This window comes from Natranaeroarchaeum aerophilus (genome assembly GCF_023638055.1).
Classification (GTDB): domain Archaea; phylum Halobacteriota; class Halobacteria; order Halobacteriales; family Natronoarchaeaceae; genus Natranaeroarchaeum; species Natranaeroarchaeum aerophilum.
Genome location: NZ_JAKRVY010000001.1, coordinates 554,285 through 573,533 on the forward strand (window position 1 = coordinate 554,285; position 19,249 = coordinate 573,533).

The window sequence follows — 19,249 nt, forward strand, 5'->3', positions numbered from 1 at the left end:
ATGCGCCGCTTCTTTTTTGCGCTACTGACGGTATCGGTAGCTCTGGCGGTGGGCATGGGTGTTATGGGCGTCACCGCACAGGAGACGCCGACCAACGAGACAGACGAGTTCGAGGACGACCTCGGCGACGAGTACGAGCAACTGATCGACGCCGAGACGCGAGTCGTCGAGTGGTCCTACGATAGCGGTGTCTTCACGATCACCGTCGACGCCGACGAGGACACGGAGCTGGGGATCACCGAAGCGGGCGGCTTCGAGGAAGGCTCGGGATCGTACAACTTCGAGACCGTCGAGATCCCCGAGGGCGAGTCGACGGTCACCTTCTCGACGCGGGACGGGAACGGCGCGGCAGTCACGATCTCGACCCAGGAGAGTCTCGCGCAGGGGACCGGTGCGTACCTCTCGACCGGGACCGACGTCGAGGAGAACCCGTTCCGGCACTTCGGCGGCACGTCGGGACTGTTCTCCGGCGTCGGCATGACCGTCCTGCTAGCGGGGCTCGCTGCTGGCTACGTCGTGCGCTCCGAGAACCGGGGTGTCATTGAGAAATGAGCGGGGACACTTCAGGCACCTTCGGCGGGTGGTCCGACCGACTGACGTACATCGCTGCCGAGGGCCAGCTGGTCGTGCTCGGGATCGCCTTCAGCATCGGCGTCTTGCTGCTGTGGTTCCGGCCGTCAGTGCCAGGCGTTCCGCCGATCGCGTTCGGCTGGTTCGCCGCGCTGTTGATTCTGGGGCCGCCGCTGCTGGCGATGTTCGTCACCGGCGCGCGCAAGCTCCGGAACCGCCACATGGTCGAGGTACACCACATCAACGGCGTCACCGACAAGCGCCGGAAGCTCGACGTCGCGCCGGAACTGTGGGACGCAAAGAAGGTCGAAGGCCCGAGCCCGTATCCCGTGAACGACGGCGACGCCTACGAGGTTCGGGAGTTCGAGTACGACGAGGAACTCGACCAGCTCCGCGTGCGCGGCTGTTACTTCTCGCAACTCGCCGATTCGAAGCTGGTGACGGTGAAGGCGATGCTCGAAGACATTCACGGGGATCTGATAGAGGAATTCATCGCCAGCAACCGGCTCCGTGGGCGGATCTCGAAAATGGGCGTCGAGATCCAGAGCGACGTGGTCAACAAGGAGGCTGAAGCCGACGAGCGCGGGCTGATGAACCCGCGGACCACGGTGAAAGAGCGCTTCGAGTCGGCGCGCGACGACGTCGAGGACGCTTCGATCGACGAGATCCGCGACATGAACGACTACGTCGACGAGTACACCGACGAGCATGGGATCGACGCGGTCGGCGGACCGCCACAGACCCGCCAGCAGGCGGCCACGGACGGTGGTACGAATGAGTGACGAACAGGACAATTTCACGGTCGGCGGCTTTCGGGAGTACCAGGACGGCAATCTCGCGCGGGATCCCGACGAGGTGCTGGATCACTCGGGCTTTGTCCGCGACGAGAAGGTCGATCGGCAGATGACCATGCGGGCGGTCCACCACGATCCCGACCGCTGGGACGGCAAGGCCGCCGCGACGTACATGGACGTCGGGAAGAACCGCGACATCCTCAAAGCCGAGGGGGCGACGACCGCCCGGAACGCGCTCGACAACGGGGATACCCTCACGCTCAAGCACTATATCGGCGACCCAAGTCAGGAGGCGGACCTCTCGGGCATCAAGGCGATCTCCCGGCTCCGGCAGATCGTCGCCGGTCCCGCCCCGGTGATCGTTGTGCTCGGGGAGATGGGTGCCGGGAAAACGAACTTCGCTTGCTTGCTCGCCCAGCTCCGCGAGCGCTGGGTCGACGGGAATCTCATGGTCGGTTCGAATATTCGGACGCTCCCGCGCAACGACGACTGGGTGCGCGACGACGGGAGCGTCGAGGACGGCTGGATACCGAACTATCCACTCCTGAGTGAGTGGGTCCAGCAGGACGGCGATCCCGTCGAGAACGCCCAACAGCCAAAGCTGTTCATCGGTGATGAGTTCTCGACGAACGCCTCAGGCTCGGGCAAGGACGGTCAGAAGGTCCGGAAGCTGATGGGGCCGCTCGTCTTCAAGATCCGCAAGTACGGCGGCGCGCTGATCTACATCGGCCACGACGAGTCGTCGATCCACCCGCTACTCTGGCGGGTCGGCACGATCATCAAAAAGCCGGATCGGAACAACCGCGGGAAGGCACTCATCGCTGAGCGGATCTCCGGCGGGAAGCTCCAGGACGTGGATCCCCAGCCGCTCACTGGGATCCCGCCCGCAGACTTCGAGCCGCATACGAACGACGAGGCTCCGTGGTCGTGGGACGCTCCGGTCGGCGGTGGCGACGACGGCGAGAGCTTCGAGGAGGCGGACGTGAAGCGTGTCGCCATGTGGACGGTGAAAACGGCGGTGCGCGACCAGGGGATGACGCCGAATCAGGCGGCCGAGTACGTCCCGTACTCGTCGACGACGGTGTACAACTGGTTGGAAGATTACGACTCGGGCGACCAGCAAAAGCGCGAATGGGTTGAAAGCGTGGAGTCGGTGATAGCATGAGAGCGTCGGGGTTCCAACCTTCAAAGTTCAAGCAACCCCCCTTTACTCAGGCCCGTAGCCCACCGCTCGCTCCCCGCGGGACGGGGAGCGAAGCGACCGATGGGCTGTTCGGCTGGCTTCTCACCGAGCGGAGGAATATATATAACCGCACGCGGGGCGCGTGGGACGAACGCGATCTCCCGCCCGCGGTGCGTTGGCTGACCGATCCGTCCCGCTCGCGTCCGAAGGTTTTCGTGAGTAACGAATCAATGACCTTTCTCAAGCAACAGAATTAATCATGGTTTTCGAAAAAATTCGACGCGCGCGTATTGAGGCCTGGCGGCTGTACGATCCAGTGAACTGGATGATCTTCGGGATCACGTTCCTGTTCGGTGTGTTTGCTGCGGTCTCCGGGGAGTGGCTCGGTACGCTCGTATTGGGCTGGTTGACTATCGTGGTGATCCGGGCGACCGTTCGGAACGATCACCGCTGGAGAGCCACCGATGAACCGGAGTAAGCGCGCAAACCACTTCGGAACGATCTGCGAGAAGCGGATGGCGCGGAAGCGTCGGTTCTCGCTGGAGCGGGCGAGCTGGCACGATGCTCGGTTTCAGAACGGGACGCCAGTCGAGATCAAAAGCACGATGCGCGAGCACTCGGACGGCCAGCCGGGGAACTTCAAAGTCTATCGGAAGTACCACGAGAAGCTCCGGCGTCACGACGGCTGGTACTGTTTCGTGGTGTACCGGCCGCATGGTCGGTCGGGATTGACTGTGCTCGACGACAGGATGGTCCGAGCGGGAGATCTCCCGTTACTTCGATGGCACGGGGGCGGTGATCATCGTGGGACCAAGCAGGCGAAGCTACAGATACGCTCAGTTTTTAAATAATCAATGAGTTCGTGAAGTATCGAGCTATGACCCGGGTATTCTAGTTCTGGACCCGACGTCCGTATAGATCGCCATTATGATTCTCGATGATTTTAGTATGCTGTTGATGACTATGGGTTGCAGTAACTGCATGAAACACAGAAAGAACTGCATCCTGTAACGTTTGGTTACTCTCTAGCTTGGTCACCTTCATCGGAGTATTTTGTTTGAGATGCTTTCGTCCAATGCGGCGATTGTGACTGAGGAAGTTAGTGTGATTACTCAGATAACTAGATAGGTTGGATGCTTTTGTTGCAGCATTTGAGTCAGAATCAAACATATACTCTTCTGCCCACTGCTCTGCCAATCGATTAGTTAAGTCAATCGAATTTTCGGCTTGCTGTTTAAGTCCTGGATCGTATTGACTCAATATCGGGGTATAGTGTCCGATTTGTTCTCCAGCTTGAATCTTATCATCAATTTCGTTGAACTGATCAACGATAGTTTGGGCAGGAACCCAGCGCTGGCCTGTTTTTGTTGGGATTCGCATTTGAGGATCAGTAGGACCTAATGCAGAGTGATGACCCATCACAACGTCATCAGCTGCACAACACATCAATGTAGCAGCCGACATCGCTGCCTGTGGAACGATGATCCGGATAGAAGAAAACTTCTCTCGCAAATAAGTAACAATCTGCTCTGCAACGTCCGTTGAACCCCCTGGACTGTGGAGTATAAGATCTAATTCGTCACTATCTACGCGACTTATAGTTTCCATGAACCCCTGAACATCTGTATCTGTAATAGAGAATTGAGGAGAATCAACATCAAGTTCAGTCCAACCGGATGAATATAGAAGAACCTCGCGGCCAGTCTCGTCTGCTACTTTTTCTAGATATTTCTGTCGAACCCTGTCAAAAGGTGACGGACTCGTATCTTGTGCTTCCTGAATCTCGTCGATTATTTCGCCCCAAGTGGGCATAGATTATCTCGTAGTATTCGTTGCGACTGTCTGAACGACGTGATCCGTCGAGTCTTGCTCAGAGTCTGGATCATAGGACAAGATGTGCTCAACATCACGTTCCATTTCCATCAGTTCCATAACTCTCTTCATCTCACCGTCAACGTTACTCCCATCTGACTTTTGTGGAACATCTTGCACCATAGATATGCTATTGTTGACCGTCCTAACATAAATCTGTTCAAGGTGAATATCGCCCCCGTTAAAAACAACCCTCAGACGCCCCCATTTCCAGTGGATCATCTGGATCAACTGGAACTCAGCGGTGCGGGGTACTTTTTTTGGCCAGTGCCCTTAGGCACACTCCCTAAGGGGTGTGTCCCGCTCGGTGGGAACACTCCCGTCTGGAGATCTCCCCCGAGCGGCCCGATCACCGCGTAGCCACTGCCTGCAAGTAAAGTAAACTATACCTAAGCACCTGAAAACTACAACTCCACTTGAACTACTGGGGTCGAAAAATAGCGTTGCCACTCGACTGTCGGGCGCTACCGGGTGAGCGAACGCACCCGACTGCGTCGCCGATCGCCGTCCGCGTTCAGCCACTCGACGCGCGCCTCCAGGAGCTCGGCGACGTCGCGACTGTCCTTTACCCAGGCCTTCTTTGCCTCCTTGAGGACGTCCTCGACGAGCGGGTACGAGGACGCTTTGAACTCCCCGAGTCGCGTGTCGATCCGAACCGTCGTGTCGTTACTGTCCGGGTCGAAATCGAACGATGCGGCGTACTTCTGCATCCACTTCTGGAACGCGCTCGACGCCGACTGCCGGACGTTCACGTTCATCAGCTTGGCCGCTCGATCGGCTGCGTTTTCGATACGGTGCTCGGCGCTCTCGACGATCCCGGCAATCTCCTGCTCGATCTTCCGACTGGTGAACTCAACTTCGGCACGGTCGTTCCGGACCAGCCCATCGAGCCGGTCGAGGAACCGGTACAGCGTCGAGATCCCGCGGTCGGCGTTGTTCGCGAGTTCCTGGGGATGCTGGCCGTCACCTTCGTCGACCAGCGCCTCCAGAAAATCGACATCCGCCTCGGTCATGTCTCGGAGCGTGGTGATCAACAGCGCGTCCTGTTTCGCCTCGATCTCCGGCGTCGGGTCCTCGAAGAACTCGACGTCCTCCTCGGCGGCCGTCGCCTCGAAGTGATCGTCAGCGACGAACGTGGTCCCGCCCGCGCCGACCGGGATATCCGACCACCGGAGCGTGTTGAGAAGCGTCTCGTCGATCTCCCGCCGGAGCGCGTCGCAGTTGTCCCACTTGAACGCTCGGCTCTTGTTCAGCGACTTCTTCAGTAGAACGCCGACTTTCGGATGGTGCAAGGGGTTGTCTTCGTCGCCGTTCACATACTCGGGGTGGTAGTGTTTCAGTTGCTTCCCCCGCGTGTGCATCGGGATCAACTCGCGGGCGTCGGTCTTCGGGATAATCAAGCGGTGGTTGTAGCCCACGATATCCTTGTTCGGCCCACAGTTGTCGGGTTTGTAGACGACACTCGACCCCTCCTTTTGTGCAAGGAGTTCGAAGATCCGCCGGAACGCACCGGTTGAGCGGATGTACTTCTGAGACATCGAGCGTTGGATCCGCACGTACCGCTCGTAGCTTGTGATGTTGCTCGTCGGGTGGATCCTGACAAAGGCACTCGAATTGAATCCCATCCCGGCTTCGCTGGCCAGCTCCTGTAGGACCTTCCGGAGTAGAACCGGGTAGGTATCTGGTTCCAGATTGCTCCCCGAGAACTTCACGTTCGTCGCTTCGTCCGGGTAGTCATCGCTATCGCACGGGGAAGTGATGTTCTTGTCCTCTTCGTAGTGCTCCATCCCGGCGAACCGCGGGCGAACGTGGAAGTTGGCTTTTCGCTCGCCGTGCCCGTACGCCCCGATCCGGAACTCGTACAGTCGTTCCTCGACGTCGTCCTGGGAGCGCGGGGCGATCCCTCCTTTCTGGTACTTGAGGTTGATCGTCCACTCTTCTCCGGCGATCTCCGTGGTGAGGTCTCCGGAGTAGCCGTCGAAGCCGTGAAACAGGAGCTTCGAGATCGCCCAGTACGGACTGAGCCCATTCTGGAAGAAGTTCAGGTTCCCCTCGATCTCGTGGGGAGCTGTCGCGACGTGTGTCACGCCGACCACCTCGCTACCAGCCGCTCGACACCAGCGAGATACGCAAGGCCCAGCCCAACGCCAACGATCACGTCGGCCGGGTAGTGGACGCCGATCACGACCCGCGACGCCGCTATCGTCGCGACGACCAGGGCGGCGAGCACGGTTCGGAGCCGAACCGATCCGACATCGAGACGCCGGGCGACGAGACCGTACGCGACAGTCGCCCCCAGGGCGTGACCGCTCGGGAAGCCGTACCCGCCGATCTCCGCGACCGGCGGCCGGGGCAACCCGAGCGCGTTCTTCAGCAGCGTCGTGAGCCCGATCGCACCGAGGACGGCGACGACCGGCCACGGTCCACGATCCCGCTCGGCGACCAGCCACAGTCCCACGGCAATCGCAACGACGACCAGGTAATCACCGCCGGTCGTCACGATCCCCGCGGCGTCGATCAGCCACTCGGGAAGCGAACCGCGGAAGGATTCGAGCGTCTCCGGGTTCCGGATCACGCCGACCACCCCGCGACGGCGGCCATGATCCATGCCAGATTGTTCGCAACGACCAGCGCGCTCGGGATCACTCCGGCGAGCAACACGGGCGTCCGATGCCCGCGCTCGACCGCGGCGACGACCGCACTCGCCAGCCCAACGTACAGGACTTGTGATAGCGGGACAGCGACGAGTCCGTGAGAGGCGACCAGCGCGTCAATGAGGGGGTTCGCCTCCGGCAGCCCCAGCGATAGTGCCGTGATCGTCGTTGCGGCGTCACCGGCAGCGAGCGCGACGAGTGCCGCCCACAGCCCACGCTCGGGGATCATCGGTCACCCCGCTGGTCGAGCTTCTTCTCGGCACGCCGGAGCAAGTTCCCGACCGTACCGGGAGATCGCTCGCTGAAGCGCGCCTGTTCGCGAACGCCGACACCGTTGATCCGACAGGCTACGTACGCCTTCCGCTCGGCGTCGGTGAGCTTGTCGAGATCCTCGCGACGGACACCGACGAACTCGGGGAGCTGGCTCTGACTCACTCAGAACCCCCTCGGTTAGTATCCGTTCGCGACACAGCATGGGTTTCGTCCGCTATCTCCCCAAAACGAGGCCGCGTCTCGTGGACCTCAGCGACCGACCGAGCGATCCGCTCATTGTTCTCCTTAGGGAGATTTGACGCACGCTTTTCGCGTTCGATTGACCAGCCACAGACACACTCCCATCGGTAGGTGCCGTGCGTGCACTCATCACTCGGCAACGTCGATCACCTCCTTGCGGATCGGTGCGTTCTCGACGAGCCACTCTTTCAGCTCGCTCGCCTCGTCGAGGTCGTCAAATCCGGAGATCTCGACACGCGGGTCCCGTCCGTCCGTCACGCCGACCACCCCGCGGCCTGTTCATTACTCCGATGCGCGCTCGAATCCTCGGGATCGGTGGCCGCAACCTCGCGCCCGGCGGCACTCCCGCGGGTCAGTCGGCGGCTGGTATCGCACTCAGGACAGCGGTGGGCGACGTGATCTTCGTCACCGAACACCCGCTGGAAGTCCTCCGAGACGTGGGCTCCACAGTTCCGGCAGGTGGCGGACTCGTCGCTCTCGGTGACGAGTTTCAACACGCCGACCACCCCCGGAAACCTTCTACTAAATCACCCGACAGCGCGGACCCGAAACCCGCGGCCGACGTAATTCGATCAAAGTCAGCGTTTTTTCGCTCCAGAACGTGTGCGCACTTTGGCGTACTGACGCCTGAGCGTGCCGCTAACTGGATAGTTCGATACGTGTATGAAGTCGGATGGACTCGTCGGGGAGGAACCTCTGAGTATTTGATATGCAATTCTCCAATCGTTCCGCTATAACTTGGAAACTCATTTGTCTGGTAAATTATCTTTCCGGACACTCATCTTTTCGCGCTCGTCACGAGCGTCGTAGTGTTTGTACAGGATTTCGAGGCTGACATCCATCCGTTCGGAGGCGACTTCCGGCGAAGTGCCGTGTGTGAGATGGTAGGTTATCGAGCCCCGACGAAGCCCATGCGGTGACCTCGACGACGGGCAACGGCTCGGATAGCCGTCCGTTGAGTTAGCCTCGCAGGTCTTCGGATCGCGATCATGTGGGCAGTCTCGCCCGTACTCACACGGCTGCGTCGCCATGTTGACCCATTTATAGATAGTGTCGCCGGTCGGGCGGCCGTAGCGAGTGGTGAGCAGAGGCTCACGACCGTGGTCGTCAGTCACGTTAATGCGATTTTTGTCGATGTAGTCGTCGACGATCTGGTACCAGCGAGGGCCGAGATAGACCCATCGCTCGCCGTCATCGTGGTTCTTCAGTATCGTATCCGTTTCTGGACGGTGTTCGAGAACGACGGCGTGTTCCTCTGGACGAAGATCATCGAGATCTATCGACCGAAGAGCCGACCGTCGCATTCCAGTCCGCCAGAGTAACGAAATGACGACGTGCCGCCGGCTGGCGTAGTCGTACCGATCGAGATATTCGAGGATCTCAGTAGCGTGCTGATTTTCGAGGTGAACATCGCGTGCTTCAGCGCCGTCCGGCAGCTCGGGACTATGGAGTTTCTCGGCAAGGCCGTCTGTTACGCCCTCAATGTTAGCCCAGTACCGAAGCGCCATCCGAACCGTGGACAGCTGCTTCTGAAGCGTTACGGGCGCGATATCGTCACGCCGCCAGGCGACAAAATCAGCGAGGTCGCGGCCGGTGAGTTCGTTGAGATTCTCGATGTCGACTTCGTTGGCCCACTCTTTGAAGTGGCGCAGCCGCGTGCGGGCGTTGGCCATTGTCGACTCGCCGACACCCGACTCGTGGTGTCGGAGGAAACGATCGATACCGTCCTCAATATGAAGCGGTTGAAGATCGTCGTCGCTCATGCGCTTTCCGCCTCCGTTCGTCTGGCTCCCGTTTCAGCGACAAAAGTGAAGGCTGTGACGTAGTTGTCGATGGTAAGACGATAGTCTTCGTCCCACTCCGGAGCGTCTCGTACGTAGTTGTATGCGATTCGAGCTTTCGATGTAGCGTCTCTATTTTGCATTAGATCGGTTTTGCGAACCGATCGAGCCGATAGGGGATATCAGGTGGAGTTCAGGCTCCACCCTAACCGTTATATCCCTGCCAGACGAAGCCTGAAGCACAGGATCTGGTCTATCTGGCCCGATCCATTTCCTCACACGCCCGAAACTGGTATCCTTGGCCGGGAAGGTTTCGGGCGTGTTGTTGAACTGTTCCATAGCAGCGGTTATTCTGTGGTATTAACGTCGTCGTTTGGGTTGTATTGTTGTACCATCTTTTCTAACAACTTGTCGTAGGACTCGCCACCCCTCTTTTGAGCTTTGAGGAGCTTGCGTGTCTCGCGGGAACACGGAATTCGAGCCTCGTTTGATCTGGTCATGCCAATGCAATTTACCATAATGTAACATACTGGTAAAACTGTTTCGGACTAATTGAAAAAATAATTAGGCCATATATAACTAATACCTGATTTCGTGGAACTACAACCTTCTATCGGTTACCACGCGCTGGATTCAAAAACCGCCAAGCCACGACTCTAAGACGAAGTAGACTCCCTCTATGTACAACGAATAACAGTATAGCTAGTTTGAGCCAGATGCAACAGATGGGGCTAAGAGAAACCGTTTTATGATATCTTCCCCGTATATTAGGTAGAAACCAGTTAATGATTGACGAAGATAATCAGCCAGATACTAGTGAAGAGATTATGGGAGACCGGGGCAGGTATATCAATCCTCGTCTTTTTGATTTAGATCGGCCCAGAGGTATACTTTCAAAAACTGACCGGGAGTATCTTGTTGGCAATCGAGAATATGAGCACAAACAGTCGGAATTAAATAGAAAGCAAGAGATCCGAAAGCGTATAAAAAATGGACTGCAGGACTTTGAACTGTTAGAGAATTATCTTGATGTTGATCAAAGGGAAAAGGTGTTTGAGGACTTTGATGAGGATGAATTAGATCATTATGTCACGTCACTAATTTCGTATTTATATAAGAGTTCTGAGGGAGATGCCGAATGGTTGAAAGAAAATGTTAGGACAGGAGTCTTTAGGGGGATCGCTACCAATGAGAAGGGGGCTATGCTTGGAGATATAAAATCTGTCTCTGTTGACATCAATATCGAATATGAACCAGATGTTGCTCAGATATACAAAAAATTCACCCAGTCAAATGAGGAGCCACTGACACCAGAAGAGATTGGGCTTCTAGTCAGACATGGAAAACTTTCTGAAGCCGATATTGAAGAGCTGGACAGAAGTGACCCGATGGAAACCCCAGTAAAGCTTGAAAGAATGATGGAAATGAGGAAACAGATGATAAAGGAGTCGGACGAAATGGAGTTGATTGAAGAAGACTTACAAGACAAGAATAACCGAGAATAGTTCTAAATTTTACCTTTTCTCTTATTAGTTTGATTTTCTTGAAATTGTTGAATGGTTCATATTCATTCCCAATAATTTTGGATACAATGGGGGTACCACACCATCCCGCGATGGGGTCCGTAATTTGAGAACGATAATTCTGGGGATCGTCTCCTTAAAGTATCTCTCCGAGGGAAACGGAAAAGCGTCGTTTGTTCTGAATTTGGCAGATCTATCCGTGCAAGACTTAAAGAGCACGTTCAGCACAGCCGTCAAGGTCTATCACAGGTTGGGGACTTCAACAGAGCCAGGTTACACAACAATCGAAAGGGAATAGCAGTTACTTCTTGCTCTCGTCTTCTTCCTAGTCTTCCGACTCTTCATCATTATCGTTCATCTCGCCTTCACCATCATCAACAACCTCCTCATCCTCGTCACTACCATTGGCCATGACCTCATCCGAAACCATATCGAGCGTTGCCTGCTGCTCATCCGGAATATGATTCTCGTCAACGTCGTCCAAAACCTCCTCAACACGCTGATCACGAACCGTCTGGATGATGCTTAACACCTCTGAGATATGATCTCGGGAGAACTCGTACGTCAAGTCCTCAACGTGATCGCAAGCATCGATTTCAGTCAGATAGTATAGTACTCGGTTCACTCGTGTCGGGGGAACGTTGAATGTTGGCGCAAAGTGATCGCGAATTTGGTTTACGTTTACCCTCACCGAATTATCGTAGCCAACTGCCTGTTCACCCCAAATCCCACAGATTGCAACGGCTAGAATTTCCTTTTCCATCTGCTCAGTCAAAACAAACTCTTCCTTGGGGTTCACGGGAAGCTCAATGCCGTCCTCAAATCGGTGTTGCAGACGCCCGGACTCGAACTCTCCAGCAACACGACGCAGCGTGCCACCGAAGTCCTGTGTCAGAACCGCCGCTTCCTGCTCTAGCCGTTCGAGTTGTTCCTGGCAATTATCCCACTCGTTTCGGCACTGCTCAACCCACTCTTCGTCGATATCGTGATAGACGATACAGCGATCAATGGTCTGCACTTCTCCGTTGTACGGAGTTTTGTCTTGTACTTCCGCCGCTTCCAGTTCCTCTTCAACCCCATCAATAGAGAGTTGGTTGCAGTGCTCCATCTGGCCAATATCTCGTTCGCGAATATTGTCCCCTGATTTCACCTCTACGAGCAAGCACGTGTCCCCGTCGTACAGTACAAAGTCAGGTCTAGCCACAACACCAGCGTACGGATCATTGATCTCTCCGAACTTGATAGGGACACGCCATCCATGGTCAGCGAGGCAGGGGGACGCGCGAGCTGTCAGAGCACTGTAGAATAGATTGTAGGTTTGCTTCTCTCTCAGTTGCCGATCCACTTCTGGCGATCCCGACATTTATATTACGATGAGGCAACCGGATTCCCGACTTTATTTTGAGAGTACGTCGAGTCGTACTCGAAGATTTCCTGCACGATATCTCTCAGACTCATCGAAGTCGCTGTCTCACGCGGATATACGATTATGTTCGGTCCTTCAACAGCAAGATCGAATATCTCGTCGTGGTGTGTGTCGTAAACCCTAAGCGTATCTCGCTCTCGCTCTCCGAACCGGTACTGGTTCCCGTTCAGAACATTGTCCTTGAGTTCCTCAATCAACGACTCGTTAGACTCGGCGTCCCGATCTGGGTTAGTCAACTCAATCGCAGTAAACCCGTCTACGGAAAATCCTGTATCAGTACTCCTGTGTGTTGGCGCATGTTCGACCTCAAAACTGGCCTTGTCCAGATCTTGGTACTCCTCAGAGACACTCAGAAGCGTTTCCACAGCTTTGTCTTGCGATCCTCGCACCACAGACTGCAAGGAGAGACGTCCCTCATTAGTACTCGATCCTTGGATAGCCGCGGTTGGACTATTCGTCTGATCGAACTCAATCCGGGTTGGCTTCGCATCGAAGACCTCCTCGGCCTTCTCAAGATCTTCTTTGCGCCCCCCATGGAACCGGAGGGTCGCTTTACGCTCAGCGTATGGAGCGTGATATTTTGCTGTAAATCCGGAGACGTAGGAGTCTTGAATAACATTATCATCGGTAACTGCATCCAAGTAATCTGACGAGAGATACAGACGTTCGACCTGTGGGAGGTACTTGATTAGCTTCTCTATCGTCTTCTTACGCCACTTCTGTCGCACAGTCGTGAGCACCCAAATGTACTCGCCATGGGCGATCCACACAGATTCATCTGTGCGTGACTTTTTCGGAACGGTGACTCCGACAATTGCTGTATCGTCACCGAGCGTCTCCTCTGAGAATGTGTACTTCTCGACGAATTTTTTAGCGTGCCCGCGAACCCGTTTACTTTGGGTGATGTGGTTGATGTAGTCGTCGAGTGATCCTACTTCCATCCCCTGATTGTCCAACAAATAGAGATTAAGATCGGTAGAACTCCCACTCCGGTGTTCCTTGTCCTCGTTGTCTTCTTTCGAGGTGGCAACGTGTTCGATGAACTCACGGAGGATCTCCCGTTTGCTCATATCTCGGTACCGGTCGGGATCCAGATTCATAGAGGGGTGTGTTATTGGATATTTCTGATTCCGTCTTTTTACATCTGGGGGTTTTTGGTTCTCCTCAAATAAATGTATGTGAAACACGTACATAGTGGTCAGCCTCACACTGAAAGTGGAATCGAGATGTCTATGTTCACTCGTTGTCTCGTAGTTCTTCCGTAAACGGGTATCGACTAGCCACTGATAACCCCGTCTTCGTATTCGGGCTCTTCCGGCCATCCGCGTGTGGTGACGCTAGTAACTGTTTCGCCAGACAGGCACGTATTTGTAAACTAATTCTGATCGGGTTATTCCATAATCCGATTACAAACAGCCCTCTGATCCACCAATCTCGGTGAGACCACCCGAGAAGAAGCAAAGTTATAATCGGATACGCAGTGATTTCCGATTATGGTTCGTGTGGACGATAGCAACGACGTGACGAAGTGCTGGCTTTCCCCGGACAAATTAGAGCAGCTGGAGCGAACAGCTGGGGAAGACGGCTGGACCCGTGAGGTGGCTGTCCAACTAATGGGCCGGTGCGGGCTTCGAGCGTCAGAGGTGAGCTACCCGAGCGACAGTAACCTCCGATACTCCGACGACGGCGACATCTGGCTCTTCGAGGTTCAGGGAAAGAATACGAAAGGTGGAGCAAAGAAAACGCGCGATGCGTGGATGCCCGACGACGTTGCCGATGATATCCACAAATTCAGCCGTGAGCGTGGTCTCAGCCCGTCCGAGCCGTGGGTCGACGCCAGCACCCCGTCCGTCCGTCGTTGGGTGAAAGAAGCCGCTCACGCCATCGCAGAGCAAACAGGGGAGCAACGGTGGCAATCAGTCTCTTCGCACGATCTTCGTCGCTCCTGGGCGACCTATCATCTCGTAGAGCGCCAGGTCGATGTCCGGACTATGATGAGCATCGGCGGTTGGTCTGACTACTCCGCCGTCGAGCCCTACCTTGCAGAGCCAACCGAGTCGCGTATTGGGGAGGCTATGCAGGTATAGCGGGAAGCCATCCGTAGCAAGCACGTCGTGAATTGGATTAGATCGGCTCTGTTGAGATCATATTCACCCTATAAATACAGAGATCTGTCCGGCCTACTAATCGGCTGTTCACTCTAGATTTTCCAGGATTTGGAGGAACCGGAATGCGGGGGAGCCATAATTACTGGTGTCATCCTTTGCTTTGTCTCGTAAATCCTCGATCCGATCGGAGTATTTGGCGTTGGTAATGAGTTCCAGCTGTTCACCAGTTTCATCCTCAAATTCATCTTCAAGCTTCTCAAGTCCTTGGATGAGATATCCGTGATTTTGACTGCCTGTCACCACTGGTGCCCAGAACTGGAACGAATACTCAGCGTTGGGAAAGGTCTCGTCAACGTACTGATGGGCATCTATGAATTTTCGCCATAGCGTCTCTAAGGAGTAGTGGTAGGAACTGGTGTTTGAATAGTCCATCCACCAACCTTCCTTATCATCTGGCGTGCCAGAGTACAGACTGCCGCCTAGATGGGTTACAACCTCGCAGACGTAGATGTGCTGTTTATTGTTTTCACTATCGTTTTTTATTGCGAGAACATCAGTCTCCATCTGGTTTCCTGGTTCTGCCGAGCGATTGTTATAATTTACAAGCTCACATTCGTTGAGGAGCTGGTGATATGCGCCAACAAGTAATTCTCCCCAGCTAGCATTTCCGGGCATGGACATGAACACTGCCTCACACGTAATAATTCATTCTCCACCCATGCCTGTGGAACTTGTTTAAAACATCTGTGCGCTGTATTCAGCACGGTCCTCTGGAGCGATCGCTACTCGACATTTCTACAGGACCACTAGTTCACCACCAGAGTTTTCAAGTTATTCCTATTAGGAATAGTATGCCTAATAGGAAAGAGTCTATTTCGATCGAACTGGAGTATCCGTTCCCGAATGAGCGGGTATTCCGGTATCAGGCGATGCAGGACATTCTCGATATCCTGATCGACCAACCGTATACTGCGTACTCGATAAGTGAACTCGCAACCCTCACGGAAGCCAATCAGGGCACGATCTCCAAGGCAGTCGGACTGCTTGGCGAACTCGACGCCGTGCAGATTGCACAGGACGGTCGAGCTCAACAGGTGCAGATCAATCGCGAGCGGCTCACGAAGCCAGAGCCAGTACTCGCCATTCCCCAGACGGAGTTCCACCAACCAATTCGGGCGTTCCTGCACCGACTCAAGGAAGAGGTGGAGGAGTTGGTCGGGGTCCTCCTCTTCGGTAGTGTCGCCCGGGGTGATGCCGACAGGACCAGCGACATCGATCTCCTGGTGGTCGTCGACGGCGACAAGACGGAGGCCAGGCGCACGGTCCAGTCGATCGTCGCCGACCTAGAGGACCGGAAGTTCGAGGGGAACAGGTACACGTTCCAGCCGCTCGTCGAATCGACAGACAGCGCCCGGCGAATAGGTGGGCAGCTACGGGCGCAGTTCGACGACGGGATCACGTTGGTCGAGTCCGACCAACTCACCGAGCTCCGGGCGGAGGTGTACGCCGATGGTGAATGACGAGATTCGCGACCAATTGATTGCCGCTGAACGAACGTTCGAGGGGAGCCCGGGAACGATTGAGGAAGGATTGGATGTAGATGACGCGGAGTTGGTCCAACTTCGTCGCGCTTGCCGACTGTTAGAAGTCGGATCGACATTGCTCGACCAGGGGTACTACACCGTTGTAATCGAGTCGGCATTTGTCGCGATCGAGCGAACCATCCAGTTTCGGCTGATCCACGACGGGGCGATGTCCCCCGAGGAAGTCATTAGCAGCCACCGGCGGCTATACCAGCGCGGGGCCGAGATAGGCCTGTACGACGACGCGTTCGGGGATGATCTCGCCGAGCTGTGGAATCGGAACCGAACGAAGACCTATTACCGGCTCGGCATTGCGACGAAAGAGCAAGCCGAGGCGATGCACCGACTCGCCGCCGACGTCCACCGGCACCTCGTCGACATGAGCCGGGTGTCTCACGAGTGTCTCTGTCGGGAATGACCTGAACCCCCTCGGCGAATAGGTAGGGACCGGGTCCTGGAACCCGGTAAGTTGGTCGGGGGTGCATGGAGTTCGTCAGTGGGGAATGCTTGCCGACGGAAGTGTGATCCGAGCTATCCGTAGAATCGACATTTCGGCCGGACGGAACGTCGAAATTCGGTTTAGGAACACGAGTGAGATGGCCGGGAGCACGGCGGGCTTTCCCGGCTTGTCAGGGCGAATTAGCCGAGGGTATCGGAAAAGTGTGTATTTCTAACAACGACTCAGTGGAAACCTGAGCAAGGCGATCCCAGTCCGTCGGCAGAACCGTCTTTTTCGCCGGTCGAAACCGTCATATTCGGATTATACAACAGTAGCGAATTACCACCTATTGTCCGGTCGAATTGGTCGGGGGGAGCAGGGAGTTCGTCAGTGGGGAATACTTGACGAGGGAGTGATATCCGGACTATCCGCAGAACCGGGATCTCGGCCGGGCGGAACGTCGAAATTCGGTCTAAGAACACAAGTCCAATGGCCGGGGCATGGGTTGGCCATTCCCGGCCCGTCGGGATGAAATAGTCGGGGTCTCAGAGAACTGGCTATTCCTAACAGGAATTAGCAGAGAGCGGAGAGAACCAATACCAGTCTGTCGGCAGAATCGTCTTTCTCGCCTGGCGAAACCGCCGTATTCGACTTATACAAGAGTACCGATCCACCACCTACTGAATCGGATCGAATGGTCGGACGAGTCCCGGCGAGGCCGGGGGTTACTCGGGGATACACGGATATGAGTCGAAACCGGCTTTCGGTATCAAATACTGTTGGTCCATCTATCGCTTAAACCGTCTTTCTGTCCGGGCGAAACGTCGGAATTCGGTTCCGAGGTGTCTGAGACAACTACGTTCCGCGTCGCCGGGTTGGTCCGGGAGTTGGCCGGGGGAGCTGGTCAGTTAGTAGGGGGTTCCAAGGGAACGATAGAGCAGGGGCCGACACAGACGAGGGAGACCGGCCGCCCCGACCTATTTTTTGTCCGGGGATTGCACGATCTCCCCGACCGACCGGACGAGTTGGACGGCGTTCTCGTAGCTCGTCACGATCCGATATCCCTCTTCGGCCTGTTCGACGACTCCAATACTCGGGTGGCTCAAGAATTGGAGCGCACTCTTGACATCCCGTTCACTGGGGACTTCGTCCGAGTTCTGCATACCGACGACGATCCACCGGACATCGGCGGCGGTCTCGACCGGACCGTCCGCCCGTTCGAGGGCCAGGATGACTGCCAGCAGCGTCTCACCGGCGTCAACCCGGTCCTGGATGCTCTCGTCGAGAAGGTCCAGCCGATCGTCCTGGAAGGTCCCCGGTCGGGTCAGCGGCTCCAAGATTTCCTCGGGGGGAATGGCGTATTGACTCTGTAGACCCAGCCGTTTATGTAAGATGAGGTATTTGATAATGTTAACACATGGACATAATTCGTGATGATTTAGGCCAACACAATAGCTATGTGTTTTCTCACGTCAAAGAACCGGAGGCTGAATCAACCTTGGGAGAGCTCCGTTTTGATAATCTCCCGGATCCCCTGGAAATTAATTCACCCCCATTCTGTACTATTGAACAAGTCGACAATCAAGAAGGGAAAATAACAATCAAGCTTGAGAAAGGCGGCAAAATGCGTGGGAATATATCTATACAAACAATTGGGAAGTCGTATCATATATCGCTTTTTTCGGCTCCAGCATATTTTGCAGTGATTTCTGCTATTGATGGACGTGGTGAACAAGCAATTGATGTACTCAACCGATATTACGGCGATTCTCGACTAGAGTGGGAATTTCGGACAGCTTGTAGAGCTACTCTTCAGTACGAGGCTTTTATAACAACTATGGATGAACTTGCAGAATATTCTGGACAGTTTGAGAATGTAATGTATCGTTCGGCCACTGGTTATTTCGCAAAGCGCATTGATGATCGTGGTCCGCAAGGCATCAATTCGTATCAGATGCTAAAGGACCGTGTAGATCAGTGGAACCGTGCCGAGAATCTAACACAGATCTCAATTAATGATATTCTCGCAGAGTATCTGGGCCGAGGTTGGATTCATAACTATCTCACAAATGAACGAGAGAGATTACAAGATATAGGATTTAACCCAACTAGCTACGACCCATCTTGGAACACAATCGTTCCTGCAAGCTGGATTGCTCATCTTCTATTAACTGAAGGAGAAGACGCTGCAAGAGACTATATCAAGAACCGTCTAGTTCCTCATGAGACATCTTACGGAAAGCTAAGCGAGAAGGCAAATAATGCCAATGAGGATCGATGGAAATCCTGGGGGGATGTAGTAGCAGTTACAGGTAGTGAAGCTGAAGAGAACTTTCACTATGCCACTTACCAGTACCTGAGATTTGCTGGTACGGATTATCATGGAAATGCAAAAATCAATCCAATGCTGTACTCGGCGGCTACAACACTTACTGGCCCGCTGCCGGAATTCTTTCACCAAAGAATAAGATTTGAGGAGCAGATTTCGTTAGGACATGAATACAGACGAGATAAAAATTGGCAAGCAGCACAAGAAGCGTTCCAAAATGCAAAAGTGATTGCTACTGGAGAGTCAGTTGGTAGTTATGACTTTGATCGGCGGAAAGTGGCGCAAGCAAAAAAGAGTCTTGGTCATATTGAGGCAACAGTCTTAGCTATAGACAATGATATCGAAGCTGCCATAGAGAAGTATCAGACAACTATATCAGATCTCCGACGGCTCGAAAATGATCCCGATGTCCGCGTTCAACAGTACATCGACTTCCTTGAACAAGAAAGAGATAGTATGCTGTAGAAGTATCAG

The 19,249-nt window shown here is 54.9% G+C and carries 22 protein-coding genes; 10 read left to right on the forward strand and 12 right to left on the reverse strand.

Annotation, left to right across the window (positions count from 1 at the left end; all coding sequences use genetic code 11):
* From AArcSt11_RS02820 to AArcSt11_RS02840, 5 genes are all read left to right on the forward strand, one after another.
* Complete coding sequence (locus AArcSt11_RS02820; protein WP_250594413.1) at positions 1 to 552, forward strand: DUF8063 family protein; 552 nt, start codon at positions 1 to 3, stop codon at positions 550 to 552.
* Positions 549 to 1,352 carry a hypothetical protein gene (locus tag AArcSt11_RS02825; RefSeq protein ID WP_250594415.1) on the forward strand — a complete coding sequence of 268 codons (804 nt, stop codon included), beginning with the start codon at positions 549 to 551 and terminating at the stop codon, positions 1,350 to 1,352. The genes AArcSt11_RS02820 and AArcSt11_RS02825 overlap by 4 nt, the downstream gene beginning before the upstream one ends.
* Positions 1,345 to 2,529, forward strand: a complete 1,185-nt coding sequence (locus AArcSt11_RS02830; RefSeq protein WP_250594417.1) for a P-loop NTPase family protein — start codon at positions 1,345 to 1,347, stop codon at positions 2,527 to 2,529. The genes AArcSt11_RS02825 and AArcSt11_RS02830 overlap by 8 nt, the downstream gene beginning before the upstream one ends.
* Positions 2,530 to 2,806: 277 nt before the next feature.
* Positions 2,807 to 3,025 (forward strand): hypothetical protein, encoded by a 219-nt coding sequence (locus tag AArcSt11_RS02835; protein WP_250594419.1) that lies wholly within the window; start codon positions 2,807 to 2,809, stop codon positions 3,023 to 3,025.
* On the forward strand, positions 3,012 to 3,398 hold the full coding sequence (locus tag AArcSt11_RS02840; RefSeq protein ID WP_250594421.1) for a PD-(D/E)XK family putative nuclease: 387 nt from the start codon (positions 3,012 to 3,014) through the stop codon (positions 3,396 to 3,398). Before AArcSt11_RS02835 ends, AArcSt11_RS02840 begins: the two co-directional genes overlap by 14 nt.
* 40 nt (positions 3,399 to 3,438) lie before the next feature.
* Here the strand turns inward: AArcSt11_RS02840 and AArcSt11_RS02845 are convergent, their stop codons facing one another.
* The 8 genes from AArcSt11_RS02845 to AArcSt11_RS02875 all read right to left on the reverse strand — a co-directional run bounded on the left by AArcSt11_RS02845 (position 3,439) and on the right by AArcSt11_RS02875 (position 9,349).
* Positions 3,439 to 4,359 (reverse strand): SDH family Clp fold serine proteinase, encoded by a 921-nt coding sequence (locus AArcSt11_RS02845; RefSeq protein ID WP_250594423.1) that lies wholly within the window; start codon positions 4,357 to 4,359, stop codon positions 3,439 to 3,441.
* A gap of 524 nt (positions 4,360 to 4,883) precedes the next feature.
* Entirely contained in the window at positions 4,884 to 6,506 is a 1,623-nt protein-coding gene (locus tag AArcSt11_RS02850) for a DUF7845 domain-containing protein (protein ID WP_250594425.1), read from the reverse strand.
* The gene (locus tag AArcSt11_RS02855; RefSeq protein WP_250594427.1) at positions 6,503 to 6,994 is read right to left on the reverse strand and encodes a phosphatase PAP2 family protein; all 492 of its coding nucleotides are present in this window, start codon (positions 6,992 to 6,994) and stop codon (positions 6,503 to 6,505) included. The genes AArcSt11_RS02850 and AArcSt11_RS02855 overlap by 4 nt, the downstream gene beginning before the upstream one ends.
* Positions 6,991 to 7,302, reverse strand: a complete 312-nt coding sequence (locus AArcSt11_RS02860) for a DUF5658 family protein (RefSeq protein ID WP_250594429.1) — start codon at positions 7,300 to 7,302, stop codon at positions 6,991 to 6,993. The genes AArcSt11_RS02855 and AArcSt11_RS02860 overlap by 4 nt, the downstream gene beginning before the upstream one ends.
* A complete protein-coding gene (locus tag AArcSt11_RS02865; protein ID WP_250594431.1) occupies positions 7,299 to 7,508 on the reverse strand; it encodes a sigma factor-like helix-turn-helix DNA-binding protein in 210 nt (69 codons plus the stop codon). Before AArcSt11_RS02865 ends, AArcSt11_RS02860 begins: the two co-directional genes overlap by 4 nt.
* A gap of 207 nt (positions 7,509 to 7,715) precedes the next feature.
* Positions 7,716 to 7,844: a hypothetical protein gene (locus tag AArcSt11_RS16920; protein WP_259371228.1), complete on the reverse strand. Its 129-nt coding sequence runs from the start codon at positions 7,842 to 7,844 to the stop codon at positions 7,716 to 7,718.
* The gene (locus AArcSt11_RS02870) at positions 7,841 to 8,083 is read right to left on the reverse strand and encodes a DUF7563 family protein (RefSeq protein ID WP_250594433.1); all 243 of its coding nucleotides are present in this window, start codon (positions 8,081 to 8,083) and stop codon (positions 7,841 to 7,843) included. The genes AArcSt11_RS16920 and AArcSt11_RS02870 overlap by 4 nt, the downstream gene beginning before the upstream one ends.
* 249 nt (positions 8,084 to 8,332) lie before the next feature.
* Entirely contained in the window at positions 8,333 to 9,349 is a 1,017-nt protein-coding gene (locus tag AArcSt11_RS02875; protein ID WP_250594435.1) for a tyrosine-type recombinase/integrase, read from the reverse strand.
* 803 nt (positions 9,350 to 10,152) lie between these two features.
* On the opposite strand from AArcSt11_RS02875, the gene AArcSt11_RS02880 reads away from it, so the two are divergent.
* Positions 10,153 to 10,872, forward strand: coding sequence for a DUF8102 family protein (locus AArcSt11_RS02880; protein WP_250594437.1), 720 nt, complete (start codon positions 10,153 to 10,155; stop codon positions 10,870 to 10,872).
* A 343-nt stretch (positions 10,873 to 11,215) separates the two neighbouring features.
* Here AArcSt11_RS02880 and AArcSt11_RS02885 read toward each other — a convergent pair whose 3' ends face one another.
* Complete coding sequence (locus tag AArcSt11_RS02885) at positions 11,216 to 12,040, reverse strand: hypothetical protein (protein WP_250594439.1); 825 nt, start codon at positions 12,038 to 12,040, stop codon at positions 11,216 to 11,218.
* A 218-nt stretch (positions 12,041 to 12,258) separates the two neighbouring features.
* Entirely contained in the window at positions 12,259 to 13,386 is a 1,128-nt protein-coding gene (locus tag AArcSt11_RS02890) for a hypothetical protein (protein ID WP_250594441.1), read from the reverse strand.
* 423 nt (positions 13,387 to 13,809) lie between these two features.
* On the opposite strand from AArcSt11_RS02890, the gene AArcSt11_RS02895 reads away from it, so the two are divergent.
* Positions 13,810 to 14,403 (forward strand): site-specific integrase, encoded by a 594-nt coding sequence (locus AArcSt11_RS02895; RefSeq protein WP_254714696.1) that lies wholly within the window; start codon positions 13,810 to 13,812, stop codon positions 14,401 to 14,403.
* 108 nt (positions 14,404 to 14,511) lie between these two features.
* Here the strand turns inward: AArcSt11_RS02895 and AArcSt11_RS02900 are convergent, their stop codons facing one another.
* Positions 14,512 to 15,099, reverse strand: coding sequence for an antitoxin (locus tag AArcSt11_RS02900; protein WP_250594445.1), 588 nt, complete (start codon positions 15,097 to 15,099; stop codon positions 14,512 to 14,514).
* A gap of 254 nt (positions 15,100 to 15,353) precedes the next feature.
* Between AArcSt11_RS02900 and AArcSt11_RS02905 the strand changes: the two genes are divergently transcribed.
* Together AArcSt11_RS02905 and AArcSt11_RS02910 are read left to right on the forward strand one after the other, a co-directional pair.
* Positions 15,354 to 15,944, forward strand: coding sequence for a nucleotidyltransferase domain-containing protein (locus AArcSt11_RS02905; RefSeq protein ID WP_353617684.1), 591 nt, complete (start codon positions 15,354 to 15,356; stop codon positions 15,942 to 15,944).
* Complete coding sequence (locus AArcSt11_RS02910) at positions 15,937 to 16,425, forward strand: DUF8154 family protein (protein WP_434803491.1); 489 nt, start codon at positions 15,937 to 15,939, stop codon at positions 16,423 to 16,425. The genes AArcSt11_RS02905 and AArcSt11_RS02910 overlap by 8 nt, the downstream gene beginning before the upstream one ends.
* A gap of 998 nt (positions 16,426 to 17,423) precedes the next feature.
* Here AArcSt11_RS02910 and AArcSt11_RS02915 read toward each other — a convergent pair.
* Positions 17,424 to 17,783 carry a hypothetical protein gene (locus AArcSt11_RS02915; protein WP_250594451.1) on the reverse strand — a complete coding sequence of 120 codons (360 nt, stop codon included), beginning with the start codon at positions 17,781 to 17,783 and terminating at the stop codon, positions 17,424 to 17,426.
* 80 nt (positions 17,784 to 17,863) lie between these two features.
* Here AArcSt11_RS02915 and AArcSt11_RS02920 point away from each other — a divergent pair, with 80 nt between their 5' ends.
* Positions 17,864 to 19,240: a hypothetical protein gene (locus tag AArcSt11_RS02920; RefSeq protein ID WP_250594453.1), complete on the forward strand. Its 1,377-nt coding sequence runs from the start codon at positions 17,864 to 17,866 to the stop codon at positions 19,238 to 19,240.
* Positions 19,241 to 19,249: the final 9 nt, after the last annotated feature.

Coding starts and splice junctions, on each gene's coding strand:
- AArcSt11_RS02820 (WP_250594413.1), top strand. CDS start 1: ATGCGCCGCTTCTTTTTTGCGCTACTGACGGTATCGGTAGCTCTGGCG.
- AArcSt11_RS02825 (WP_250594415.1), top strand. CDS start 549: ATGAGCGGGGACACTTCAGGCACCTTCGGCGGGTGGTCCGACCGACTG.
- AArcSt11_RS02830 (WP_250594417.1), top strand. CDS start 1,345: ATGAGTGACGAACAGGACAATTTCACGGTCGGCGGCTTTCGGGAGTAC.
- AArcSt11_RS02835 (WP_250594419.1), top strand. CDS start 2,807: ATGGTTTTCGAAAAAATTCGACGCGCGCGTATTGAGGCCTGGCGGCTG.
- AArcSt11_RS02840 (WP_250594421.1), top strand. CDS start 3,012: ATGAACCGGAGTAAGCGCGCAAACCACTTCGGAACGATCTGCGAGAAG.
- AArcSt11_RS02845 (WP_250594423.1), bottom strand. CDS start 4,359: ATGCCCACTTGGGGCGAAATAATCGACGAGATTCAGGAAGCACAAGAT.
- AArcSt11_RS02860 (WP_250594429.1), bottom strand. CDS start 7,302: ATGATCCCCGAGCGTGGGCTGTGGGCGGCACTCGTCGCGCTCGCTGCC.
- AArcSt11_RS02875 (WP_250594435.1), bottom strand. CDS start 9,349: ATGAGCGACGACGATCTTCAACCGCTTCATATTGAGGACGGTATCGAT.
- AArcSt11_RS02880 (WP_250594437.1), top strand. CDS start 10,153: ATGATTGACGAAGATAATCAGCCAGATACTAGTGAAGAGATTATGGGA.
- AArcSt11_RS02890 (WP_250594441.1), bottom strand. CDS start 13,386: ATGAGCAAACGGGAGATCCTCCGTGAGTTCATCGAACACGTTGCCACC.
- AArcSt11_RS02895 (WP_254714696.1), top strand. CDS start 13,810: ATGGTTCGTGTGGACGATAGCAACGACGTGACGAAGTGCTGGCTTTCC.
- AArcSt11_RS02900 (WP_250594445.1), bottom strand. CDS start 15,099: ATGCCCGGAAATGCTAGCTGGGGAGAATTACTTGTTGGCGCATATCAC.
- AArcSt11_RS02905 (WP_353617684.1), top strand. CDS start 15,354: ATGCAGGACATTCTCGATATCCTGATCGACCAACCGTATACTGCGTAC.
- AArcSt11_RS02920 (WP_250594453.1), top strand. CDS start 17,864: ATGGACATAATTCGTGATGATTTAGGCCAACACAATAGCTATGTGTTT.